The following is a 19,494-nucleotide window of genomic DNA, read 5'->3' as shown; positions in this document are numbered from 1 at the left end:
AATCGTCATGATCACTTCGGCATGCAAATATTTACTGATTGGCGCCGCTATTGCGAGCACTGTCGTCGCTTCAGCACAAGCGGCCGAGGTGCGTTATTTTCGTTTTAAAAACGAAGCCGGCAGCGTCGTTATCTCCCCAAATCTTCCTCCCGAATACGCCTCGAAAGGTTATTCGATTATCAACAGCAAAGGCCGCGTCCTCGAAGAAGTTCCCCCGGCATTGACCTCCCAGCAGCTGTTGGAGAAACGGGAAGAAGAGATTCGTTTGCTGGCCGCCGAAGGGGAAAAAGCCCAGAAACGCTCCAGCGATGCCGCGCTGATGAAACTCTACAGCACCATTCCCGACATCGAGCGGGCGCGGGAACGAGCCATTGCCGACATCGAAGATCGCATCAAGCTGACCAACGCCAATATCGCACGGCAGAGAAAGCTTCGCGAAGAGAAGGAAGCCACCGCCGCTACTCGGGAACGCGCCGGTAAACCGGTACCTGAGCGAATCCTTCGTGACATCGCTAGCATTGATGAAGAGATTGAACGGTTGATGGCTGAAATTGACCGCCGCCGGCAAGATCAGGTCTTTGTTGGCGAGCGTTTTGATCGAGACACATTGCGGTTGAAGAAGCTGCTCGGCATCGTCGATGACCAGGGTCAGCTGGTCGAACGAAAAGCCGTTGAGAGTCTGAGGCCCGAACAGCTCGGCGGCATCTGGCACAGCCGAGATAAACTCGGCAACCGCTACGAATGGATCATTAACCCCAAAGGCAGCTTTAGCTGGGTGAGCAAACAGATTGACGGATCTCAGCTAATGATCCTTGGTTCCTGGGGGGTAGAAAAAGGCGTACTGGTGATCGATAGTGAGATGCGCCAGATCAGCAGTCCCGATGGCACCACCAATCACGGCCCCAGTGACGAACAACATCTGGCGACCGTTATCTCCATCACAGAGGATAAGTTCGTAGTGGTCACCGAAGAGGGAGAAGAGCTTCGATTCCTGAGAAATAACTAACTCTGGAAACCGAAGCAGGCCGTCTTATTTACCGACAAACACGGCCTGCGCCAGCTGACCCCACTGATCCTGCCAGTTTTCGGTGGGCCGGCGCTTAAATTCACTGCGAACAAACTGGCTGATACGACCTTCGGCCGCTGCCAGCATTAGATTACAGGCCATACCTACGGGCAACCGCGTGCGCAGCCCCTCACTGATCTCGGCTTCACGAATAATCTGCTTCAGCTGGGATTCCAAGCGATCATAGAACTGGACCACCCGCGTGCGTAGCCGATCCGTTTCACCCGCCAGGGCGTCGCCGGTCAGGATACGGGTAATACCCGGGTTGCGCTCGGTAAAGGCCAGCAATAATCCAAGCACCTTTTCGCAGCGCGCCTGGGCTGAGCCTTCTTCAGTAATGATCAGGTTAATTCGACTGAAGATGGTGTCTTCAATAAAGGCAATTAGCCCCTCGAACATCTTCGCCTTACTGGGGAAATGACGATACAACGCCGCTTCCGAGACACCCACTTCTTTGGCCAGGCCAGAGGTCGTTATTCGCGCCCCGGGGCTCGATTCGAGCATGGCCGCCAACGCCTGCAGGATCTGCTCTTTACGCGAGCTTTTACGATTATCCATGGTCGTCATTTCTCCGGATCATGCGCTATCGGTAATCAAGGTGCCGACCCCTTCACTGGTAAACATCTCCAGTAATACCGCGTGGGGCACTCGGCCATCAATAATATGGGCGCTGGTAACATCATTTTTGACGGCGCTGAGCGCACAACGGATTTTGGGTAACATGCCACCATAGATCGTGCCATCAGCAATCAGACCATCAACATCTTCCGTACTCAAACCGGTCAGCACGTTGCCTTCCTTGTCCTGCAAACCCGCAATATTGGTCAATAACACCAGTTTTTCAGCTTTAAGAACTTCTGCCACCTTACCTGCGACCAGATCCGCATTAATGTTGTAAGACGCACCTTCACGATCCACACCAATCGGCGCAATCACAGGAATAAACTGGTCATTGAGAAGCATATCAAGCACACCGGTATCGATTTCATCGACTTCACCGACATGACCGATATCGATGATCTCTCGCGCCTGCACCTCAGGGTTATCGCGGGTAACACGGAGTTTATGGGCGGTAATAAAATTGCCGTCCTTACCCGTCAAACCGATGGCTCTTCCGCCGTTACTGTTGATCAGGCTAACGATATCCTTGTTGACCAGCCCACCCAGTACCATTTGTACCACGTCCATGGTGGCACTGTCGGTCACCCGCATACCATCGACAAAGCGGGATTCGATGCCAAGCTTGGCCAGCAACTCACCAATTTGTGGGCCGCCTCCGTGGACAATAACCGGATTGATGCCAACCGCTTTCATTAACACCACGTCGCGTGCAAAACCGTTTTTCAGCTCTTCGCTCTCCATGGCGTTACCGCCATACTTGATAACGACGGTTTTACCGGCAAATTGCTGTAAATAAGGCAGGGCTTCTGTAAGCACCCGGGCGATGTCCGCCGCTTTTTGTACCTGTAAGGTCATTCAACTCTATCCTGCATGCGTCAACGATCGATGTCGTTAAAATGGAATGTTCAGTTCACTGTCCACGGCCAGGAGTTGCTGCTTGAACAGCGCCTGCAGCTTGTCCAGCGCACCTTTGCTATCGGCCTCGAAACGCAGCACCAGCACCGGTGTAGTATTCGATGCCCGTACCAAGCCCCAACCCACGGGATAATCAACCCGTAAGCCATCGATGTCGGTAATGCTACCTTTACCAAACTTTCCATCCCGGCCCAGCTGTACCAGCTTGTCCACCAGAGCAAACTTGTTCTCTTCGGTAACGTCGATATTAATCTCAGGGGTACTCAGGCCTTCGGGGAAGGAGGCAAACAGCTCACCGGCCGGGCGGGATTCAACTCCGAGAATTTCCAGCAATCGTGCAGCGCTGTAGAGGCCGTCGTCGAATCCGTACCAACGTTCCTTAAAGAAGATATGGCCACTCATTTCGCCCGCCAGCAAAGCCCCGGTTTCCTTCATTTTTGCCTTAATTAGCGAGTGACCCGTTTTCCACATCACCGGACGGCCACCGTAGCCACTGATCAATGAGGTCAAGCGACGAGTGCATTTAACGTCAAAAATGATATCTGCCCCGGGATTACGGGAAACCACATCCTTGGCAAACATCATTAACAAACGATCGGGGTAGATGATTTTGCCCTGGTCGGTGACCACACCCACCCGGTCGCCATCGCCATCAAACGCAATACCCAGATCCGCACCTTCCGCTTTTACTCGCTCGATCAGATCCTTCAGGTTAGCCGGCTTTCCCGGATCGGGATGGTGATTTGGGAAGTTGCCATCGACGTCACAAAACAGGGGTATAACATCACAACCCAGCTCTTCAAAAAGCCGCGGGGCAATATCACCAGCCACGCCGTTACCACAATCGATGACCACTTTCAGGGGCTTGGCGATCGCCACATCATCGCGAATCCGCTCAATATAGTTTTCTCGAAGATCAACCTGGCTATGCTCGCCCTTTCCACGGGCAAAGTCACCTTTCACGATGCGCTGGTAAAGAGCCTGGATCGACTCATTGGCCAGCGTGGTACCGTTGATGACGATCTTGAAGCCGTTGTAATCAGGGGGATTATGACTGCCCGTCACCATAACGCCAGAGTTAGCATCAAGCTCGTGAGTCGCATAATAAAGAACCGGCGTCGGCACCATGCCAATATTGATGACGTTACAGCCGGTTTCCATGATGCCTGCAGCCAACGTATCGCTTATTTCAGGGCTTGAAAGACGACCGTCAAAACCTACCACTAAAGTAGATTCACCCTGTTCCAAAGCCTCACTGCCCAGGGCCATGCCCAACAGGCGCACCGTCGAACTTTGCAAGGTATCACCGACCACTCCACGAATATCATAGGCCCGGAAAATAGACGCGGGGACCTCATCCCCGGCGCCATAGTCATCGCCCAGTAGCAGATCTTCATCCTGATCGATGTCATCGATATCGAGAATATCCGTGGACTGGAACAGCGGTGAGGTTTCATCCGATACATCCGGGAATCCCTGCTCATCAAGGCCCCCCTCATCGACGGCCATAGCCGGGGGCTGCGCGCCGGTCAAGGGTTGCATGCCAGCAGGCGATTCCACAGGATCAATACTCGCGGCTGATTGCGGGACTTTCACCTGTTGCACAAGCTGTGACACCGTCAGTGCCACGTTATGAAACATTTCCAACACAAACGCGTTACTTTGAGCGGGCTTACGCTCGAGCAGTTGCTGGATAAAAGACACCAGCAATGCAGTATCGCTACGCGCCTCGCGTTCAAACATGCGATAGCCGACAAAGCTGCTTATCAGGATCAATGCGAGGGCAATTACCAGACCAATCAGCAGCGGCACCATGGAATTTGGCCCGCCTTGAGCCAACTCGGCAGAGGGCCGAAACTGGATTTTCCAGTAGCTGCTGCTGGTTACTCGAAGCAGCGGTGTAGCACTGGCACTCGCGCTACCCACCTTGAACAGCGTTCGCCCCCCGGAGCCATCAAAATCCTGAATCAAGGCAATTTCACCCAGGGAGTGATCAATACCTTTAAACAAATCATTGAGTAATGAGGCATCCCAGGACACCAAAACAGCGGCCAATACTGGCCCGGACGCTTGTTCACGAACCGGAGCAACCGCCAGTAACAAGCGCTTCTTACCCACAGTGTGCACTTCCGGATAAATATTCTGTTTGGCTTGCTTGGCCTTGCTGACCATATCCCTGGCCGAATAATTCATCGGGGCCGGGCCTGTCTCGTCCAGCGCATTATCACCCTTGAGTAAAATTCGAATCTGAAGCGCTTTCGGTAACGCACTGGTAAAGCGCTGCTCAAGCCGGTCCAGTGTCGCCTGATCGCTGTTTTTGGCAGCACTGAGCAGCTCCGGATCGGCTGCCAGCCCTTTGAGCTGGGCATTCAAGCGTCGCAATTGTTGATTCACCAGTGCTGCCGATTGGTTCAATTGGGTTTGCCCAATGGCATCACGATAATGGCTATTACCCGCTTCTATTAACAATAGATAGATCACCGCCATAGCCACAACCACACCCAGCACCGCGCCGCCCGCGGCAATCAGGCTGTACTTCAGCGTGCTGCTTTTTTTTCCTATCCGGGTAGTTTCAGCCGCCTGTGGCGCTACCGCTTCTTCCTGGTCCTTCGACTTTTTGGAAAACAGTTTCACAATTCTTTTCCCCAAGATCCCGTGTCATTTATCCATAGCTGTGCAGGCATCCGCCATTCGCACGGCCTTTCTATTTTGTCGTTTTAGCATCTAGTTGTTGGGCAAAGAGCGTTATCAAGCTATGTGATAACGACTGCTTGGATACCTGGGCAAAGCTCTGCTCAAGGTTCTCACCCAATACAGTGACGGCATTATCGTCGCTGTTAAAACCAATTTCCGTGTCAGAAACATCATTCGCCACGATCAGATCCAACCCCTTACGCATCCGTTTATCTGCCGCGTAGCTGAGTACATCGCGGGTTTCTGCGGCAAAGCCAACGACGAAAGGTCGCTGCTTCAGCGCCGCAACCGACGCGACTATGTCCGGATTGCGTACCAGTGTTAATTGCAACGCATCGTCATCGGTATCAACCGATTTTTTGATTTTATGCTCCTGTACGGTAGCAGGACGATAGTCGGCAACCGCCGCGCAGGCAATGAACAGGTCGCAGTCGATAACACGCTGATGAACTGCCTCCAGCATCGACTGCGCACTTTCAACATCGATCCGCGTTACCCCAGCAGGGCACGGCAAACTGGTCGGACCACTAACCAGGACCACTTCAGCGCCAGCATGGCTCGCGGCTTCTGCCAGCGCGAAACCCATCTTGCCCGAGCTGTGGTTGGAGAGGTAACGCACCGGGTCGAGGGCTTCACGAGTTGGCCCCGCCGTTATCATCACTCGCTTGCCGTTTAGAACCGGCTCAGGAAAAGCCCGGCAAACGCCATCGACCAACTCCGGCACCTCCAGCATTCGACCGGGACCATTGTCACCGCAGGCTTGCAGACCTACCGCAGGGCCCAGCAGTGCAACTCCCTGGCCGCGCAGCACCTCCTGATTACGCTGTGTCGCCGGGTTACTCCACATCGCCTGGTTCATCGCGGGCGCCAACATAACCCTGGCATCCGTTGCCAGGCAAAGGGTTGTCAGTAAGTCGCCGGCATGACCATGAGCTAGCCGAGCCATAAAATCTGCCGTCGCGGGTGCCACCAATACCAGCTCGGCCCAACGGGCTAATTCGATATGCCCCATGGCGGCTTCAGCTGCTGGATCCAGCAGGTCCGTCGAAACGGGATGCCCCGATAACGCCTGAAGGGTGAGGGGAGTAATAAACTGCTGGCTGCCCCGGGTCATGACTACCCGAACCTCAGCCCCCTGATCCTGTAATCGGCGAACCAGCTCTGCACTCTTGTAGGCGGCCACACCACCTGTGATACCGAGAAGGATCCTTTTATTTGCTAAGCACTGCATAGACTGCCCATCTAGGTAAGTAGGTAATTACAAACCATTAAAGATACCACTGAAATGTGCTGTTGCGTACCCTCAGAAGGACAGCAGCCTAAGGCTTCAACTGCTACTTTCTATTACAACCCGTCATTTTTTATGTGCAACAAGGAGGTTGCAATGGCGATTACAGACTGGCCTGCCATGGAGCGGCCCAGAGAGAAGCTATTGGCCAGGGGCGCCAGTCAGCTGAGCGATGCCGAGCTGCTGGCTATTTTTCTCCGCACAGGCATTACGGGTCGCTCGGCGGTCGACCTGGCACGGGACATGTTGCAAACTTTCGGCGGCTTGCGAGGGATACTGGAAGCCGATCAACGTCGGTTTTGCGCGGAAAAAGGCCTTGGCGCGGCAAAATACAGTCAGCTACAAGCAGTACTCGAGATGAGCCGTCGGCACTTGGCCAGCGAAATACAGCGGGGGGATGCGATCACCAGTAGCGAAGCGACTCGCCATTACCTGCTGGCCCAACTTCGCCACCATCAGCATGAAGTCTTCGCTTGTATCTACCTGGATAACCAGCACCGCATTCTCGACTACGAAGAAGTGTTCCAGGGAACTATCGATTCGGCGGCGGTTTACCCCAGGGAAATCGTTAAACGTTGTCTGGGGGTAAATGCGGCGGCCGTCATTCTAGCGCACAATCACCCCAGCGGAGTAGCTGAGCCCAGCACCGCCGATATTCAGATCACCGAACGCCTGGTCGCCGCCCTATCCCTGATGGATATTCGAGTACTCGACCATATGGTGGTGGGTGACCAGCAGGTGATCTCTTTTGCCGAACGGGGCCTGATGCCAATCACCTGACAAGTGGCCGGCAAATCAGGGCTGCAGGGTGAAAATTCACCAATTTTGTTGCACCCCCCCAACCCTTCTGGTATAAAGCACTGCTCTTTGAGGGGACCCGCGGCAAATGACCCCTCGACAGCGATCTACTCGCTTTCCGAATTCAGATTTCATTGGTCTTGGCGGCACACATGCCGACAAGTGGTTGAGAGGCTTTTTAACATGTCTAAGGTTTGTCAGGTAACTGGAAAGCGTCCAGTAGCCGGAAATAACGTATCACACGCTCAAAACAAAACGCGTCGTCGTTTTTCACCCAACCTGCACTATCATCGTTTCTGGGTTGAGTCCGAGAAACGTTTTGTGCGTCTACGCGTTTCTGCCAAAGGCATGCGTGTAATTGATAAGAAGGGCATCGACAACGTTCTTGTCGATCTCCGCAAACGTGGCGAAAAGGTATAAGGAGCGAAACCCATGCGCGATAAAATCAAATTGGTGTCCTCTGCTGGTACCGGTCACTTCTACACTACCGACAAGAACAAGCGCACCACCCCAGATAAGCTGGTGATCAAGAAGTTTGATCCGGTGGTACGTAAGCACGTCGAGTACAAGGAAAGCAAGATCAAGTAAGCTTGTGGCTTTCCTGTACTAAAAAGCCCGCTTCTGCGGGTTTTTTTATGTGACTATCAAATTTTTGTGCGTTTTTTGATCAAAGCTTTTCAAGGTGGGACATTACCATGAAGCCAGAACTGCTCTCCCCGGCGGGAACCCTGAAGAATATGCATTATGCCTTCGCCTATGGAGCCGATGCGGTGTACGCCGGGCAACCTCGCTACAGTCTGCGGGTACGCAATAACGATTTTAAGCTTGAGAACCTCGAGCAAGGAATTCAATTCGCTCACCAGCAAGGCAAGCAGTTCTATCTGGCGAGCAACATTGCGCCCCACAACAGCAAAGTCAAAACCTACCTTAAGGACATCGAGCCGGTTATCGCCATGAAGCCCGACGCCCTGATTATGTCCGATCCCGGGCTCATCATGCTGGTTCGGGAGCAATGGCCCGATATGCCGATTCATCTCTCGGTTCAGGCCAATGTGGTTAACTACGCCGCCGTTAAATTCTGGTATCAGATGGGCGTCAGTCGCATTATCCTCTCTCGCGAGCTGTCCCTGGATGAGATCGAAGAGATCCGCATGCAATGCCCGGAGATGGAACTTGAAGTCTTCGTTCATGGCTCCTTGTGCATCGCTTACTCGGGACGTTGCCTGCTGTCAGGCTACATCAACCATCGCGATCCCAATCAGGGCACCTGCACCAACGCCTGCCGCTGGAAATATGACTCCCATGAAGCCACGGAGACCCCGTCCGGCGACATCGTCCCCGTACAACAGATGGATCCAGCTGCTGAAACGGTTGAGCCGCAGTTGGGTGAAGGCGCTCCAAGCGATAAAATCGTCCTGTTGCAGGAACAGGGTCGCCCGGATGATTACATGCCTGCGTTCGAAGACGAACACGGCACTTACATCATGAATTCCAAAGACCTGCGAGCGATCCAGCATGTCGAACGACTGACCAAGATGGGCATCCATTCACTCAAGATCGAAGGGCGCACCAAGTCCCACTACTATGTTTCCCGCACGGCCCAGGTTTACCGCCAGGCCATTGACGATGCGGCGGCGGGCAAAAGCTTCGATCGCGGGCTAATGGATATTCTGGAAAATCTTGCCAGCCGGGGCTATACCGAAGGTTTCTACCGCCGTCACGTGCATGATGAGTACCAGAATTATGAGCGGGGCAATTCCGTCAGTACCACCCAGCAATTTGTCGGGGAAGTCGTTGAATGCGACCAGGGCATGGTCACCATTGATGTCAAAAATCGCTTCCAGCTGGGTGATCAGCTGGAACTGATGACCCCCCAGGGCAACCATCGCTTTACCCTGACGTCGATGGAAAACCACAAGGGCGCCAGCGTTGAAGTCGCCCCCGGCAACGGCCACCGCGTTCGCTTCCCGGTAGGTGACCTGGATGTCGATCCACACGGATTACTGGTCCGTGACCTGCCCACAGCAGCTGCTGGCAACTGATATCTACCTGCGGCCGGATGCCTGTTCCTTCCAAATTATCTGGGCTGTGGCTCTTATTTCGAGCTATTTGGCGGTAAGCATGTGAGGGTGGAAGTCATGAATTTCAGGCAAAAAAAACCCTGACGATCGGGGGGAGGCCAGGGCAATGCATAATCCATAGAATGAGGAATGTCTCATCGCCAATAATAGTATCCCAGTGATGCAGGTCTCTCTATGCGTACAAATGGCTACGGCATTTCGGTTTATACCTATACCAGCATTTTTACCCTGACCCCAAAGCACCATAGGCATTCCCCCTTAACGCTCTGTATTTGTAAACATCAGGCCGCTCGGGCCAAGCCATTTTACGACGAGGACGATATACTAGGCCCTCTTCTCGCATGGAGTAAGTAATGTTTCGCATTGGCGTTTTGGGTTCTGCTTTTGACCCCCCAACCAAGGGTCATGTTGACGTTATTGAGCAAGCAGCTACCCGGTTTGATCTTATTCTGCTGGTGCCTTCTGCGCGTCACGCGTTTGGCAAACGTAGCCAACCCTTCGCTCACCGAGTCGCCATGTTACAGGCTCTTTGCGAAACCCTGAACCCTCCCTGTGCGCTTGAAGTTTCCACCATCGAAGCCACTTTAGCTGCCAATTCAAACAGTCCGGTCTACACCTTTGACCTGCTAACGGCTCTCGAGGCGCAGTTGGGACCTGCGTATTCGAACCTTGAACTCGGTTTTATTCGCGGCCCCGACAACGCCGACCCCAAGGTCTGGCAGAACTTTTATCGCGCCGCAGAGATCGAACAACATTGGCCCATTTTTACAGCCAAGCAACGGATCAGGTTCCGCAGCAGCGATGCTCGGGTCCTGCTGCAAGGCCCGGCAAGGGTTGACCGCGATGCCCTTTGCACAATACTTCCAGACAGGGTTGTCGACTACATACTCGCTAACGATCTGTACGCACCCTCTGCGCTAAACCGCGTGCCACATTACAACCAGCAGGATGTTCAGGTGCTCGAACACGAACGCTGTTATGACGGTTTTTTTAAAATGGATCGTTATCAGCTCCAGCACCGCCGCTTCGCCGGGGGCTGGACTCACACACTGAGCCGTGAAATATTTCTGCGCACCAAAGCCGTGGCCATGCTGCCCGTTGACCTTCAACGCCAGCAAATTGTCCTGGTGGAGCAATTTCGTATCGGTGCATATGCGGCAGGTTTTTCCCCATGGATGCTGGAAATAGTCGCCGGCATTCTTGAGGACGGTGAAAGCCCAGAGGAGCTGGTACGCCGTGAAGCCATGGAAGAAGCCGGGCTTGAAGTAGGGGCTTTGCTTCCGGTTTGCCAATACCTGCCCAGTCCCGGCGGGAGCTCAGAAGAACTGGAAATATTCTGTGGTCTCGTGGATGCATCGACAGCCCAGGGTATTCACGGACTGGAAGCCGAGGGCGAAGATATTCGCGTACATGTCGTCAGCATCGACCAGGCCCTCGATCTGCTCCAGGATGGTGAACTGAATAACGCCGCCACCATTATCGCCCTACAATGGCTGCAATTGAATTTACCCCGATTACTTAAGGAGCATAATCCGTGCGACTAAGCCCAACGATACTCGTCCTGATAGCGCTTCTGCTTAGCGCCTGCGGCCATCAACCTAGCCAGATTCAAAGCAATGCCCGCTGGGCCTTAATGCCGCTGGCCGATTACACCAATAACGAAGAGGCCGCGGAGTGGGTATCACACCTGATTCGACAGGCATTACCTGCGCGAGGGGTGCGTCAATTCTCCGAGATGCCAGCTACCGAAACCCAGGGATCCAATGCCCAGCTGCATCAGGCCGACCGACACCAGCAAGCTCTCCAATGGGTTAATCAGGGATCCTTTGATTATCGTTTTCAGGGCAGTATCGATCAGTGGGAAACCGACTCACAGGGAAGAGCCCAGGTTGACCTGGAACTGGAACTGATTCAACAAAGTGATCAAAGCAGTCTATGGCAAACCCGGGTAGCAGCACAGGGTCGCGCAGGAGAATCACCAGAGGAAGTTGCTCGCAGGGCCGTCAGGGATGCCCTGCGCGCGCTTCCATTGGATGACTAGTCAATTTCCCAATCAGGCTTCGACCGACACCCGATTTCGACCTTGCTCCTTAGCTTTATACAACGCCGTATCGGCACGCTCAAACACTTCGGCCACCGTATCCCCGCCGCGGAATTCAGTAACACCAAAGGAGGCCGTGATTGTTAAAGCATCACTCTTATAATGCAGGGGTGTGACCTCGATCGCGGCGCGGACCTTTTCCGCTACCTGCTGCCCTTCCTGTAACGCTGTATTGGGCATCAGAATAATAAACTCCTCCCCTCCATAGCGGGCAATAAAGTCGACCTCTCGCAGGTTCTTCTGCAATTGGCGGGCAAATATTCGCAGTAGTTTATCTCCGGCCAGATGGCCAAAACGATCATTCACATTTTTGAACAGATCGATATCGGCAACAGCCAGCACCAAAGGCTCCTGGTACCGTTTCCAGCGGGCGTATTCGCTTTCTACCCGGGTTTCATAAGCTAATCGATTGGGCAGACCGGTTAACCGATCGCGGGTTGCTCGTGCACGTTCTTTCGACAGATTAACTTTTAGCTGCTGAGTTTCCTGTTCCATCTCCTGCATGCGGCTCGTCAGCTGCTGCAACTTGTCAGCCTGCTCATTATGCTCCAGTTCCTGCTTATGCACTTCAATGGTCTGCAATATCGTATCAAGTCTCTGGCCAACATCTTCCTTCAGCGCTTCCAGATCGGTGGCTGCCTCCATGGAACGCTGCAGGTGATCAATCCCCTCTCTCAGGCTGGCATCCAGCTTCTCGTTACTGCCCCTGGCCTGTTGCATGCCTTGCCGAACCAATCCAGCTCGCGCCTGAAAATCGGCAAGGCGATCGTGTATCACTTTTAGATAGTTTTCAAATTCGTTCCGAGTCTGACCCACCGTGCCCAAGACAATACGGTTCATCCGCTCCAGATTTGGCACCAGTTCGTACCAGGTAATACCACCATCAATATTTCGCTGTAATGAGTAACTGTCATTTTCAAGGCGATCGGGAATGGCCAGCTGGCTCAGCAGATCCATCAAGGTAGAGCCGATATGTCGGGACAATAGAGTAAAGTCCTGACCCAGTACATCCTGCTCCTGCTGGTCAGTGGTTTCAGGCTCATCATGCTCGAGAGCACCATCTTCAGCATTCTGATCTTCGGCGCCATCAGATACTGACTCCTCAAGCGCAGCTCGCCGCCCGCCCGGCTCGGCCAGGTCGAGTGTGCTGTCTTCATCCGCAAGCAATTCTTGTTCAGTGGCTATCTGTTGCTGGGTGTCAGAGTCTTCTCTCGTCTCGGGATAAATCTGGGCCTCTTGCTCATTGTCGCCACTGAACAGTCGCCGCCAAAACGGCTTTTCGGCCGGCTGAACTATCGCTCCGTTGCCCATCTGCATCAGCACATCACGTTGATGCTCCGCCATTTTTTCCAACAAGGGAGGAAGATCCTGATACCCTTTGAGTTGCTTCTGAAGCGCTTTTTCCTCCTGGACCAGACGTTTCTGCAGGGCTCGGTCTATGTCGCAATTTCTCAGCTGGGATAAAAGCTGGGACAACTGCTCTCGCAGCTGATCGAAATCCTTTCGATCGAGAACAATACCCGCGCGTTTCTGCACCTTGTCGACTAATGGCCCAACATGAATGTCTCGGGTGGCTCCACGCAACTGGTCAGCTAGTGCCTTGATACTCTCATCCAGCTCACTGTCGATGCCACGGCAAACCAGCATAACTACCAGCAGGGTTTTGCGCAGTTCATCAATCTGTTCCTGCATCGCCTTTTCGAGGCTATCACGCTTGTCCAGGCTACTGAGGTATTTACTGCGCCAACGTTCTGCGCTGTCACCATTATCATCTGCCACTGCTAAATAGCTCCCGTCATTTCAAAACTGTTATCTATCTTCAGAGTCTAGCTGCTCGATGGATATTAATGCTACCTAATGAACCGGTGGTGCCAGACGAAGCTCCAGACCAACCGGTAGATGGTCGGACAGGGGGAAATCAAGCACATCAACCTTATCCACCCGTATACCCGGGCTAATCAAAATATGATCCAATGCCCGAGTAGGCCGCCAGCTGGGGAAAGTGGGCACACCACTGTGAGCGGCAATCAAACCACTACCTTCCAGCGGAGATCGCTCGAGCAAAGCCGCTACCTGAGTATTCATATCTCCCATCAATACCGTGTGAGTCGCATCACGCATCAGGCTGCGGATATAACTTAACTGCTGGTTGCGACTGCGACGACTCAACGACAGGTGAAGCATAATCACGAGTAATTGACTGCCATCGATTTGATAGCGACTGACAATAGCTCCGCGTCCCGGGATGAGTCCCGGTAATTTATGGTCTTCCAGACTTTCCGGGGGTAGTCGACTCAGCAAACCATTACTATGTTGTGCAAACCGCCCCATATTGCGATTTAACTGTTGATACCAATAGGGGAAGGCTCCCTGTTGCGCCAGATACTCGATTTGGTTGATGTAACCACTGCGCAGGCTGCCACCATCCACCTCCTGCAGGGCGACCAGATCGTACTGACGTAGTAAACCGGCAATTTGTTGAAGGGAATCAAGACGGTGGCGATGGGGAAGCAGGTGCTGCCAGCAGCGAGTCAAATAATGGTGGTATCGTTCAGTTCGATTGCCCACCTGTACATTAAAACTGAGTAACCTGAGGGGGGTACCTTCTCCGTAGGAGACGGGTGATTGAGGTTGCCACACACGTTGGCACTGAGCACGGTGGGAAATACCATGGAAACGCCGGGCAAAGGGTTTAACGGACTCCATTGAATTGCCCCCCATTTACAAGGGGGCAATACGCCCCCTATAACAACAACACAGACTTGCCGATTACTGGCGGGCTTTGAGTTCTCTCTCCACCAGATAGGTAGCCACTTCGATCATCTTGGCGTTGCTACCGGCACTTTGTCCAGTGATACGGTATTTACCGTTAACAATAATAGCTGGCACGCCACGGATCTGGTATCCACGGGCCTTGGAATAGGCCTGTTGCATCTGGTTTTTTACCCCAAAGGAATTATAGGCTTCATTAAATTGTTCGGCGCTAATGCCATAGGGCTTGAGAAAAGCCGCCATTTTTTCTGGCGTATCAAGACGATTACCCATCTGGTGGTAGGCTTCAAAAATCGCCACATCCACCTCATCACCGAGGTTCAGTTCTCTTACGGTATAGAAAAGTTGGGCGTGGGTTTTCCAGATGGCAGAGAACATCGCTGGCGTCTTGGTAAAATAGGCGCCTTCGGGTAACTGTTTACTCCAGGGCAACACCAGAGGCTCCAGGTTGTAGCAGTGCGGGCAGCCATACCAGAACATCTCGTTAACTTCGACCTGATCCCGATTCATGGTCGGAACCGCTTGTGGCAGACGATCGTAATGAACGCCCTCCTGAAAGGTTTCTGCCTGTGCCATCAGCGGCAACCAACACAACAAAACAAGTACTCGGCGCAAAAGCTTGGCCATCAATAATCTCCTTGGTCGAAACGAATCCTGAATGGGCGACAGTGTCGCAAATATTTTTACTCGGGTGAACAAGAAACCCGATAAACGGCGAAAAGCTTTCACCGAGGTGGCGTCGCACGCTTTCTGCTGGATGTTAGCTGAGACCCCTGTAGGGCTATAAAGTGCCATGCCACTCTAAACAACGGGCCGTAGGCCACAATTAAGGGCATAAAAAAAGGTGGCCTGAGCCACCTTTTCTAGCGAACCAACCATCAAGCTAGCGCAAACCCTCAATAAAGCTGGCGAGTGCATCCACCTCTTTATTGCTGAGCTTCTCGGCAATGTCACGCATGATGCGCGTATCGCCATCATTTTTACGCTCACCTTCACGGAAAGCGCGAAGCTGCTTGGCCGTGTAGTCGGCTTTCTGGCCGCTCAATGCCGGGAAACCTGCCAATTCGTTACCCTTACCGGTTGGCGAATGGCAAGCATTACAAGCGGGAACGCCTTTCGCAGTGATGCCGCCACGATATACGGCTTCGCCCAATTCAACCAAAGCGGGATCCGCTGCGCCCTGCGCCGGGGTTTGTGAAGCAAAGTGCGCCGCGATATCGGCCAGATCCTGCTCGGACAGGTTGTCCAGCATGCCGGTCATCTCAAGAATGGGGCGAGCACCGGATTTAACATCTTGCATCTGCTTGATCAGGTAGCGTTCGCCCTGACCAGCCAGGTTGGGGAAGTTTGGCGCTGCACTGACGCCACTTGCGCCATGACAAGCACCACAGACCGCAGCTTTAGCTGCCCCTGCTTGCGCATCACCAGCAGCATGTGCGGTGACAGAAACCCCCAGGGTCAACATCAGACTTACAATCACTTTTTTCATCGGCGTACCCAGTTATAACCTATAAATTTTGGAATTATGTCAGCTTTCTCTGCACAGACTCTTCGGCCCATTGCCCAGAAAGCGCGTCCCCTCGCGCCCAACTCATTAGCAACCTACTGGCTGTTTATGGTTGCCTATGGTAAAAACCGCGCCATTATATACCAACAGTACCAAAAACGTAATCAGAGGCAGTAACCATGGCTGATAGCCCAGCGAACATCCTTCCGGCCCCCGATTATCGAGCCGCCCATTACCTGAAAAGTTCGCCCACACTTGCCCTTTGTCCTGCCGACCAAGGGCTTGAGGTCGCCTTTGCCGGGCGCTCCAATGCCGGTAAAAGCAGTGCTCTCAATGCCCTGACGCAATCCAGCAAACTGGCTCGGACCAGTAAAACTCCCGGCCGTACCCAGATGATCAACTTCTTTGCGATGGATGACCACCGCCGTTTGGTTGACCTGCCGGGTTACGGGTATGCCAAAGTGCCGGAAGCGATGAAGATCGAATGGCAAAAACATCTGGATGAATATCTGAGCGGTCGCCAAAGCCTGTGCGGCATCGTGCTGTTGATGGACATTCGTCACCCTCTCAAGGAGTTCGATCTCACTCTGCTTAACTGGGCACACAGTTGCCAGCTACCGACCCATGTTCTGCTCACCAAAGCGGATAAACTCAAATACGGTGCCGCTCAAAAAGCCCTGATGGCTGTCCGCCAGCACTGCAAGGCGATGTCAGAAGTAACGGTGCAGTGTTTCTCAGCACCCAAGAACACCGGCATCGATGAGCTCACTCGTCAACTCAATAGCTGGTTCAGCGCTCCTTTGCTCGATATGGATGCCGACACTAATGAGGTAGAGGGCGAGCAGGAATAGGCCCTAATGGGCCTCTTCCCAGTTATCACCTTCACCCACTTCAACCAGCAGGTCCACATCCAGCGCGGCGGCTTGCGACATAATGCTGACCAGTTGGTCGCGAACTTCATCCACCTGAGCTTCCGCCACCTCCAGAACCAGCTCATCGTGCACCTGCATGATGATGGCCGCATCCAGCTCTGACTCAAGCAGCCAGCGGTCAACATCAATCATCGCCCGCTTGATAATATCGGCCGCAGTACCCTGCATCGGCGCATTAATGGCTGTACGCTCCGCCGCCTGGCGACGCATACCATTGCGTGAATTGATTTCCGGCAAATACAAGCGTCGACCGTTCAGGGTTTCAACATAACCTTGTTCTCGGGCCTGCTCACGGGTTCGCTCCATATAATCGAGTACGCCGGGATAACGCTCGAAATAAAGGTCGATATATTCCTGTGCCGACTTACGTGTCACCCCCAGCTGCTTGGCCAGGCCGAACGCCGACATACCGTAGATCAGGCCAAAATTAATCGCCTTGGCACTGCGTCTTTGCTCTGTGGTCACTGCCTCCAGGGGGATACCAAATACCTCAGCCGCCGTCGACCTGTGCACATCACGCCCTTCCTGGAAGGCTGCTATCAAACCGGCATCACCAGACAGGTGGGCCATAATGCGGAGCTCAATTTGAGAGTAATCCGCAGCCAGCAATCGATAGCCTTTATCCGCCACAAATGCCTGGCGGATTCGGCGACCCTCTTCGCTGCGCACCGGTATGTTTTGCAAGTTAGGGTCAGAAGAAGACAAGCGCCCGGTGGCCGTGACCGCCTGATGATAGGAGGTATGCACCCGGCCGGTGGCAGGGTCAATCTGCTGAGGCAGCTTGTCGGTATAGGTCGACTTCAGTTTGGCCAGGCCGCGATGCTCCAGTATCAGCTTGGGCAGGGGATAATCGAGTGCCAGCTCCTGCAAGATCGGCTCAGCAGTAGAAGGTTGGCCCTTGGGGGTTTTTTTAATAACCGGCAGCCCCAGCTTTTCGAAAAAAATCTGTTGCAGTTGTTTGGGCGAACCCAGGTTAAACTTTTCCCCCGCCAGCTCCCAGGATTCGGTTTCCAGCTCATCCAGACGACGCGCGATCTCCTCACTCTGCTGCTGCAATAGCCAGGGATCGACCAGGGCACCGCGGCGTTCGGTTCTGGACAACGCCGACAACAGGGGCAGTTCCAAGGATTGATAAAGCTTTAATAACTCGGCTTCAGCCTCTAACCGAGGCCAAAGTACGCGGTGCAAACGCAGTGTGATATCGGCATCTTCGGCGGCATAGGGCCCCGCCTGTTCGAGCTCTACCTGATCGAAGGTTTTCTGCTTGGCGCCTTTGCCAGCGACCTCCTCAAAAGTAATGGTACTGATACCCAGGTGGTTGTTGGCCAGCGTATCCATATCGTGGCGGCTAGCCACCGAATCGAGTACGTAGGATTGCAGCATGGTGTCGTGGGCGATGCCCTGCAGGTTAATCCCCGCTCGGGCCAGAACGCTCATATCATACTTCAGGTTTTGCCCAACCTTGCTGCGTTTCGGGTCTTCCAGCAGGGGCTTCAACTGCCCCATCACCCAATCACGATCGAGTTGCCCGGGGCAACCTTCATAGCTATGAGCCAACGGCACATAGGCGGCTTCTCCGGGTTCGATAGCAAAAGACACGCCGACAATCTCGGCCTGCATATAGTCCAGACTGGTGGTTTCGGTATCGAAGGCAAACAGCTCTGCTGCCTGTAAACGTGAAAGCCATTCAAGGAACAGGGGCTTGTCGGTCACCAATTGGTAGTCCACAGCCGCCGGCGCCTCGGTGGTCAATGCGGCCGATTCGTTTTTGCTGCTGGCAAGCTCATCGATCCAACCTCGGAACTCCTGCTCACGAAAGATCTCGAGCAGAAGCTCATTATCCGGTTCGGAGGCCACCAGGGCGTCAATGCCCTGGTCCAGCTCAACGTCGCATTTGATAGTGGCCAGTTCATAGGACAGGCGAGCGAGTGCTTCGTGCTCTGCCATTTTCGCTGGCAAGCTTTTCGCTCCACGAAAACCCAGCTCGGGGATTTTATCCAGGTTGGCGTAAATGGCATCGATACCGCCAAGCCCTTGCAACAGCGCCAACGCAGTTTTTTGCCCAACACCCGGGACACCGGGAATGTTGTCCACGCTATCGCCCATCAGTGCCAGGAAATCGATGATCAGCTCGGGGCCAATACCAAACTTGTCCCGCACCCCTGCAACATCGAACCGAGTGTCGTTCATGGTGTTGATCAGGCTTATATGCTCGTTGACCAGCTGGGCCATATCCTTGTCACCCGTCGAGATCACCGTATCGACGCCGGCGGTTGTTGCCTGAGCTGCGTAGGTACCGATGACATCATCGGCTTCGACCCCCGAAACACTGATCAAGGGCAACCCCATCGCTTTGATAATGCGATGAATAGGCTCTATCTGTACCCGCAGGTCGTCCGGCATCGGCGGTCGGTGGGCCTTGTAATCAGGGTAAATCTCACTGCGGAAGGTCGGTCCCTTGGCGTCGAAGATAACCGCCAACTGGCTACCCGGGTAGTCGGCCTGCAAACGCCGGAGCATACTGATCACACCCTTTACCGCCCCGGTCGGCTGGCCTTTTGAGTTATTCAGTGGTGGCAGGGCATGGAAGGCACGGAACAGGTAGGAGGATCCATCAACCAACACCAGGGGTGCCGAGGCAGTTTCTTTCGTCATGAAGCAACACTTTTGGTTAGGGTAGAGTTACAATGGGTTCAGGGTCACCGAGCCATCGAGTAGC

17 protein-coding genes are annotated in these 19,494 nt (G+C 53.7%); 8 read left to right on the top strand and 9 right to left on the bottom strand.

Annotation, left to right across the window (positions count from 1 at the left end):
• Nucleotides 1-7 precede the first annotated feature (7 nt).
• The gene (locus MIB40_RS01435; RefSeq protein ID WP_249689945.1) at nucleotides 8-1,006 is read left to right on the top strand and encodes a coiled-coil domain-containing protein; all 999 of its coding nucleotides are present in this window, start codon (nucleotides 8-10) and stop codon (nucleotides 1,004-1,006) included.
• A gap of 24 nt (nucleotides 1,007-1,030) precedes the next feature.
• On the opposite strand, the gene slmA is transcribed toward MIB40_RS01435, so the two are convergent.
• From slmA to coaBC, 4 genes are all read right to left on the bottom strand, one after another.
• Nucleotides 1,031-1,624 (bottom strand): nucleoid occlusion factor SlmA, encoded by a 594-nt coding sequence (gene slmA / locus MIB40_RS01430; protein WP_249689943.1) that lies wholly within the window; start codon nucleotides 1,622-1,624, stop codon nucleotides 1,031-1,033.
• An 18-nt stretch (nucleotides 1,625-1,642) separates the two neighbouring features.
• Complete coding sequence (gene argB / locus MIB40_RS01425; RefSeq protein WP_249689941.1) at nucleotides 1,643-2,542, bottom strand: acetylglutamate kinase; 900 nt, start codon at nucleotides 2,540-2,542, stop codon at nucleotides 1,643-1,645.
• Nucleotides 2,543-2,578: 36 nt separating this feature from the next.
• A complete protein-coding gene (locus MIB40_RS19700) occupies nucleotides 2,579-5,236 on the bottom strand; it encodes a phosphomannomutase/phosphoglucomutase (RefSeq protein ID WP_319941607.1) in 2,658 nt (885 codons plus the stop codon).
• A 70-nt stretch (nucleotides 5,237-5,306) separates the two neighbouring features.
• Nucleotides 5,307-6,527: a bifunctional phosphopantothenoylcysteine decarboxylase/phosphopantothenate--cysteine ligase CoaBC gene (gene coaBC / locus MIB40_RS01415; RefSeq protein ID WP_249689939.1), complete on the bottom strand. Its 1,221-nt coding sequence runs from the start codon at nucleotides 6,525-6,527 to the stop codon at nucleotides 5,307-5,309.
• A gap of 153 nt (nucleotides 6,528-6,680) precedes the next feature.
• On the opposite strand from coaBC, the gene radC reads away from it, so the two are divergent.
• From radC to MIB40_RS01380, 6 genes are all read left to right on the top strand, one after another.
• Entirely contained in the window at nucleotides 6,681-7,364 is a 684-nt protein-coding gene (gene radC / locus MIB40_RS01410) for a RadC family protein (RefSeq protein ID WP_249689937.1), read from the top strand.
• Between the two features lie 201 nt (nucleotides 7,365-7,565).
• Nucleotides 7,566-7,802 carry a 50S ribosomal protein L28 gene (gene rpmB, locus MIB40_RS01405; RefSeq protein ID WP_249689935.1) on the top strand — a complete coding sequence of 79 codons (237 nt, stop codon included), beginning with the start codon at nucleotides 7,566-7,568 and terminating at the stop codon, nucleotides 7,800-7,802.
• A 12-nt stretch (nucleotides 7,803-7,814) separates the two neighbouring features.
• Nucleotides 7,815-7,970 (top strand): 50S ribosomal protein L33, encoded by a 156-nt coding sequence (gene rpmG, locus MIB40_RS01400; RefSeq protein ID WP_249689933.1) that lies wholly within the window; start codon nucleotides 7,815-7,817, stop codon nucleotides 7,968-7,970.
• A 107-nt stretch (nucleotides 7,971-8,077) separates the two neighbouring features.
• Nucleotides 8,078-9,424, top strand: a complete 1,347-nt coding sequence (gene trhP / locus MIB40_RS01395) for a prephenate-dependent tRNA uridine(34) hydroxylase TrhP (RefSeq protein ID WP_249689932.1) — start codon at nucleotides 8,078-8,080, stop codon at nucleotides 9,422-9,424.
• A 392-nt stretch (nucleotides 9,425-9,816) separates the two neighbouring features.
• Nucleotides 9,817-11,007, top strand: a complete 1,191-nt coding sequence (nudF, locus tag MIB40_RS19820) for an ADP-ribose diphosphatase (RefSeq protein WP_406566424.1) — start codon at nucleotides 9,817-9,819, stop codon at nucleotides 11,005-11,007.
• The gene (locus MIB40_RS01380; protein WP_249689930.1) at nucleotides 10,998-11,504 is read left to right on the top strand and encodes a hypothetical protein; all 507 of its coding nucleotides are present in this window, start codon (nucleotides 10,998-11,000) and stop codon (nucleotides 11,502-11,504) included. The genes nudF and MIB40_RS01380 overlap by 10 nt, the downstream gene beginning before the upstream one ends.
• Nucleotides 11,505-11,516: 12 nt before the next feature.
• Here the strand turns inward: MIB40_RS01380 and MIB40_RS19695 are convergent, their stop codons facing one another.
• From MIB40_RS19695 to MIB40_RS01360, 4 genes are all read right to left on the bottom strand, one after another.
• Nucleotides 11,517-13,343 carry a GGDEF domain-containing protein gene (locus tag MIB40_RS19695; RefSeq protein WP_249689928.1) on the bottom strand — a complete coding sequence of 609 codons (1,827 nt, stop codon included), beginning with the start codon at nucleotides 13,341-13,343 and terminating at the stop codon, nucleotides 11,517-11,519.
• A gap of 75 nt (nucleotides 13,344-13,418) precedes the next feature.
• A complete protein-coding gene (locus MIB40_RS01370) occupies nucleotides 13,419-14,270 on the bottom strand; it encodes an endonuclease/exonuclease/phosphatase family protein (RefSeq protein ID WP_249689926.1) in 852 nt (283 codons plus the stop codon).
• Between the two features lie 63 nt (nucleotides 14,271-14,333).
• Nucleotides 14,334-14,963, bottom strand: a complete 630-nt coding sequence (locus tag MIB40_RS01365; RefSeq protein WP_249689924.1) for a thiol:disulfide interchange protein DsbA/DsbL — start codon at nucleotides 14,961-14,963, stop codon at nucleotides 14,334-14,336.
• Nucleotides 14,964-15,219: 256 nt separating this feature from the next.
• A complete protein-coding gene (locus MIB40_RS01360) occupies nucleotides 15,220-15,825 on the bottom strand; it encodes a c-type cytochrome (protein ID WP_249689922.1) in 606 nt (201 codons plus the stop codon).
• Nucleotides 15,826-16,022: 197 nt separating this feature from the next.
• Between MIB40_RS01360 and yihA the strand changes: the two genes are divergently transcribed.
• Entirely contained in the window at nucleotides 16,023-16,694 is a 672-nt protein-coding gene (yihA, locus tag MIB40_RS01355) for a ribosome biogenesis GTP-binding protein YihA/YsxC (protein ID WP_249689920.1), read from the top strand.
• 3 nt (nucleotides 16,695-16,697) lie between these two features.
• On the opposite strand, the gene polA is transcribed toward yihA, so the two are convergent.
• Entirely contained in the window at nucleotides 16,698-19,430 is a 2,733-nt protein-coding gene (gene polA, locus MIB40_RS01350; protein ID WP_249689918.1) for a DNA polymerase I, read from the bottom strand.
• Nucleotides 19,431-19,494 lie beyond the last annotated feature (64 nt).

The sequence above is a fragment of the Aestuariirhabdus haliotis genome (genome assembly GCF_023509475.1).
Taxonomy (GTDB): Bacteria; Pseudomonadota; Gammaproteobacteria; order Pseudomonadales; family Aestuariirhabdaceae; genus Aestuariirhabdus; species Aestuariirhabdus haliotis.
Note: the sequence above shows the minus strand (reverse complement) of the source record. Positions and strands in the feature narration are given on the sequence as shown.